The organism is Marinilabilia sp. (assembly GCF_016278715.1).
Lineage (GTDB): Bacteria > Bacteroidota > Bacteroidia > Bacteroidales > Marinilabiliaceae > Marinilabilia.
Genome location: NZ_JADQBH010000135.1, coordinates 1 through 4,518, shown reverse-complemented (window position 1 = coordinate 4,518; position 4,518 = coordinate 1). Strand labels below are relative to the sequence as shown.

Sequence of the window (4,518 nt, the reverse complement as noted above, 5' to 3'; positions counted from 1 at the left end):
AGGCCCAATCGCACACACAACAATATGCATCGTGCCTATGGCACTACAAAATCATCAAAGCTCCATAGGAGCGACCCATCTTAAAATCCTGGAATTAATTCCAGGGGATAAAAAAAACGGCCGACAAAAAAAAAACACCTTGGCCAGGCCCAATCGCACACACAACAATATGCATCGTGCCTATGGCACTACAAAATCATTAAAGCGCCATAAGAGCGCCCCTTCTTATAATCCGGGAATTCATTCCAAAATCATCAAAGCTCCATAAGAGCGACCTATCTTAAAATCCGGGAATTCATTCCAGGGGATAAAAAAAGTATAAGGTTCCAAAAAACGTTGCAAGTGACCCGATAGCTCAATGTCCTTTGCCCTTTGCCCTTTGTTCTCACTCATCATATTTTATTATCTTTGTGTTTTGTCAATCGAATAATCACCAAAAACCTTACAATATGAAGATAGCATTGATTGGATACGGAAAAATGGGAAAAGAAATTGAAAAAATTGCTCAGTCGCGTGGCCACGAAATTATTGCACGAATCGACCCTGTAGCTACAGGAGAAAATTTTGGTGACGGTAATTTTGAAAAGGCCGATGTAGCCATCGAATTTACCATTCCCAAGGTGGCTTTTTCCAACTATCAGAAATGCTTTGAATATAATAAACCTGTGGTATCAGGAACTACCGGATGGCTGGAAAAGCTGCCGGAGATAAAAAACGCATGTGAAAAGGACGGGCAAACCTTTTTTTATGCTTCCAATTTCAGCGTAGGTGTAAATATTCTGTTTGAACTCAATCGGCATCTTGCCAAAATAATGAATGACCTGGACGACTATGAGGTTGAAATGACCGAGGTACATCACACTCAGAAACTCGATGCCCCAAGTGGAACCGCCATTACTTTGGCCGAAGACCTTATGGAAATTGTTGACCGCAAAAAAGAATGGAAACTCAATAAAGGTGAAAAAGACAGTGACCTTGTTATTAAAGCAGTAAGAGAAGGAGACGTACCTGGAATTCACATCATAAAATATGAGTCGGACGTAGATGAAATCACCATTCACCACAGCGCCAAATCACGCCAGGGCTTTGCACTTGGCGCGGTTCTTGCTGCTGAATTTGCCGCCAAAAACAAAGGCTTCCTGGGCATGCGCGACATGCTCAAGTTCTAACAAAACAAAAACACAGAAACGCAATGTCATTAAGGCATTGCGTCTGTGCATTCAACAAAAACATAACCTACAATGATGAATCTGCAAAATGTAAAAAGGGCAAGCTGGATAAAATTTAGTATTGCCGCCCTTTTATTTGTCCTCTGGGTCATCTGGCTCGGTAATTTCTGGATATTACTGGGACTTCCTGTTATTTTTGACCTTTACATCACCAAAATTATTCCCTGGGATGGATGGAAAAAAACCAAAGACGGAAGTAAACCACCAGCATGGAAAGAGTGGCTCGATGCACTGGTATTTGCTCTGGTTGCAGTTTATCTCATCAACATCTTTTTCTTTCAGAATTATAAAATTCCTACTTCATCGCTGGAAAAAACACTACTGGTAGGAGATCATCTCTTTGTCAGCAAGATGAGTTACGGCCCGCGTGTGCCCATGACGCCACTTTCCTTTCCACTGGTACAAAACACTTTTCCCTTTATCAATACCAAATCGTACAGCGAGAAGCCGCAATGGGACTATAAGCGCCTGGCCGGATTTGGAAAAGTTGAGCGGGGAGACATTGTGGTTTTCAACTTTCCCGCAGGCGACACTGTAGCCTTTCTGCAAACCAACCCCTCGTATTTTAATATCATCAGACAGTACGGCCAAAGCAGAATGCAAAGAAACGGCAACCAGAAATTCGAGGCAATGTCTGAGTACGAAAAACGCCTGGAAGAAAGAAAGCTGGGCGCTGAATTTGTAAAAAACAACCCTGATGATTTTGGTGAAGTAATAGGAAGACCTGTTGATCGACGCGACAACTACGTAAAAAGATGCGTGGCGCTTCCGGGCGATACCTTCAGCATTCAAAACAACCGTATTTTTATCAATGGAGAACTTTTTGAAGAACCTGAGGGAGTGCAGCACAATTATCACATCATCACCGATGGCACCACACTTAACAAAAAGTTTTATGAGCGGCTTGAAGTCAGTGACCCTGACAGATATGCAGGACGTCCCGGCCCTTACTATTCCCTGCCCCTGACACATGCAATGGTTGAAGAGGTAAAAAAGATGCCTTTCATAGAACAAATTGCCATAGCTGAATCGGAACCAGACAGCTCCGGAATGCAGGTATTTCCTTACAGCAATACTTTTCCCTGGAGTCGCGACAATTACGGGCCATTGGTAATGCCCAAAAAAGGAGCCACAGTTCGTATTTCGTCCAAAAACATCCTGCTTTACGAACGGATTATCCGAAACTACGAAGGCAACACACTGGAGATGAAAGGAGAGCAACTATTCATCAACGGAGAACCCGCTAATGAATATACCTTCAAGATGGACTACTATTTCATGCTGGGAGACAATCGCCACAACTCTGCCGATTCAAGATACTGGGGATTTGTTCCGGAAGATCACATCATCGGACAACCTATCCTGGTATGGCTTTCGCTGGATCAAAGCAAGTCCTTCCCCATGAATATCCGGTGGGACAGGTTTTTTAAATATGCCGGAGAATAAGAAATGATTAGGCTGATATACACAATACTGCTATCAGGTCTCATTATTAGTGCTGCCCTGTGGTTCCATATTGTCTGGATACCACTGGCAGTACTGATTCTCCTATGGCTGAAATGGTATTTTCGGAAAAAATATGCGCGGATAAGGAACAGATATATTCTTAAACACCCTAAGATATACCAGGGGCTCTCGGCTGTGATTATTTTAGGTATAGGCCTGGGAATCGGCCTTTTAATATACCGTTTTGGCATTGAACTAATCTCTGTTCCGTCTGCATCGATGGAAAAAGCCATCAATCCGGGCGATTATATTGTTGTTAACAAGCTTGTACCCGGCCCCAGAAGGTTTCCTGAAAATCCTGATCAATATTTCAGAATGGCGGGAACAGCAACTCTCCAAAGAGGTGATATTATACTTTTTAATTTTCCGGAAGGAGATACTATCCTTGAAAACCGGCCTGATGAAAGCTATTACTATCTGAAACGTCATTACAATAATTTTGACCGATTGCGGCGCATCCGAAAATGGGGCAATCTTGTTCCGCTGGAGGTAAAAAACCGTCCTCGTTTTGTCAAACGTGTAGCAGGCCTTCCCGGCGACACCATACAGATTTCAACCGGGATCCTCATGGTCAATAACAAAGAAGCCAATCTGCCCGCAACCATCATCAGAAAATACCGCTGGAACAGTTCCGAAGAGGCATTCATGAACGCGAAAAAGAAGACCAGATTCCTGACTCATTACCAGCAAACCGGGAAAATTATCGTTGAGATGACAAAAGAAACCTATCAACAACTCCCCGAAGATATAAAGCAACACCTCAATCCGGCCTTGCTGGAAAGAAATGTACCGGATATCCACACGTTTCCTTTTAATAAATCCACAGGTTGGAATACTGACTATATGGGCCCTGTAAAAATTCCCGCGAAAGGAAACTCGGTAATATTAACGACTAACAATATTGATATATACAAACGTGCCATAACTGTTTATGAAGGAAATACAGTGACGCAAAAAAACAATAAAATATTTATCAATGGCAAACCAACTGATTCCTACACCTTTAAAATGAATTATTACTGGGTAATGGGCGACAACCGTCCTAAATCTTTCGACAGCCGATTTTGGGGATTGCTCCCCGAAAACCATATAATTGGAAAAATTCCCGAAAAGTTCATACATTTAGGAAAGTAGAGAGTTCGGGGTTCAGAGTTTGGGAAGTTTTAAGTTCAGTGACCATTCAAGCCGGCCAGGAACCAAAAACCAAACAGTGTTGAGCGATAGTAATTTGGATAGTCCTGTTGTCTTTCGACAGAAAAAAGAAACATTTTTATTTTCAATTATTAATAAAATAATGGCTATTGTTCAGAGAAGCATTTTTTTCATTAGAGTTTGCTTCGCGCATGGCCCTCGCAATGCCGAAAACTCACGGTGACAGAGAATAGGTTAGCAAATGATAGGGTTGAGAAGCCGCCCTGCCATTTGCCAACCTATTCCAGCTAAAAGTAAAAAGGCGTCATTGCGGGAGCCTGACCCGAAGCAATTTCTAAATATGCATACGCGACTATAAACTGAAGCAAAAAAAAATCTTCAAATCATGCGAAAACAATCATTTTCACTCTGGGGCTTTATATTTGCTGCCCTGATTCTGGTATTATTCTCTGTTCAGAACGCCGGAGAAGTTTCCTTTAAGTTCTTTATTTGGGAGCCTTATCTGCCCCTGTCGGTGCTGCTGATTGTGGCGTTTTTACTGGGATTAATTGTAGGCGCCATATTTTCATTCAGGTCATCCGTTCCAAAGAAAGAGAAACATAAAGAATCAACTATTGAAAAGCAAACAAAA

5 protein-coding genes are annotated in these 4,518 nt (G+C 42.2%); all 5 read left to right on the top strand.

Annotation, left to right across the window (positions count from 1 at the left end; translation table 11 throughout):
- Window positions 1-268, top strand: a 268-nt coding sequence (locus tag QZZ43_RS08675) for a hypothetical protein (RefSeq protein WP_291857966.1), incomplete at its 5' end; no start/stop codon positions are given.
- A 181-nt stretch (window positions 269-449) separates the two neighbouring features.
- Entirely contained in the window at window positions 450-1,169 is a 720-nt protein-coding gene (gene dapB, locus QZZ43_RS08670; protein WP_291857965.1) for a 4-hydroxy-tetrahydrodipicolinate reductase, read from the top strand.
- A gap of 72 nt (window positions 1,170-1,241) precedes the next feature.
- Window positions 1,242-2,675, top strand: a complete 1,434-nt coding sequence (locus QZZ43_RS08665; RefSeq protein WP_291857964.1) for a S26 family signal peptidase — start codon at window positions 1,242-1,244, stop codon at window positions 2,673-2,675.
- Window positions 2,676-2,678: 3 nt separating this feature from the next.
- On the top strand, window positions 2,679-3,869 hold the full coding sequence (gene lepB, locus QZZ43_RS08660; protein WP_291857963.1) for a signal peptidase I: 1,191 nt from the start codon (window positions 2,679-2,681) through the stop codon (window positions 3,867-3,869).
- Between the two features lie 403 nt (window positions 3,870-4,272).
- Window positions 4,273-4,518 (top strand): lipopolysaccharide assembly LapA domain-containing protein (locus QZZ43_RS08655; RefSeq protein WP_291857962.1); only part of this gene is annotated, 246 nt, incomplete at its 3' end.

Bases quoted from the DNA above. Each gene is read 5' to 3' on its own strand.
- dapB (WP_291857965.1), top strand. From the start codon at position 450: ATGAAGATAGCATTGATTGGATACGGAAAAATGGGAAAAGAAATTGAA.
- QZZ43_RS08665 (WP_291857964.1), top strand. From the start codon at position 1,242: ATGATGAATCTGCAAAATGTAAAAAGGGCAAGCTGGATAAAATTTAGT.
- lepB (WP_291857963.1), top strand. From the start codon at position 2,679: ATGATTAGGCTGATATACACAATACTGCTATCAGGTCTCATTATTAGT.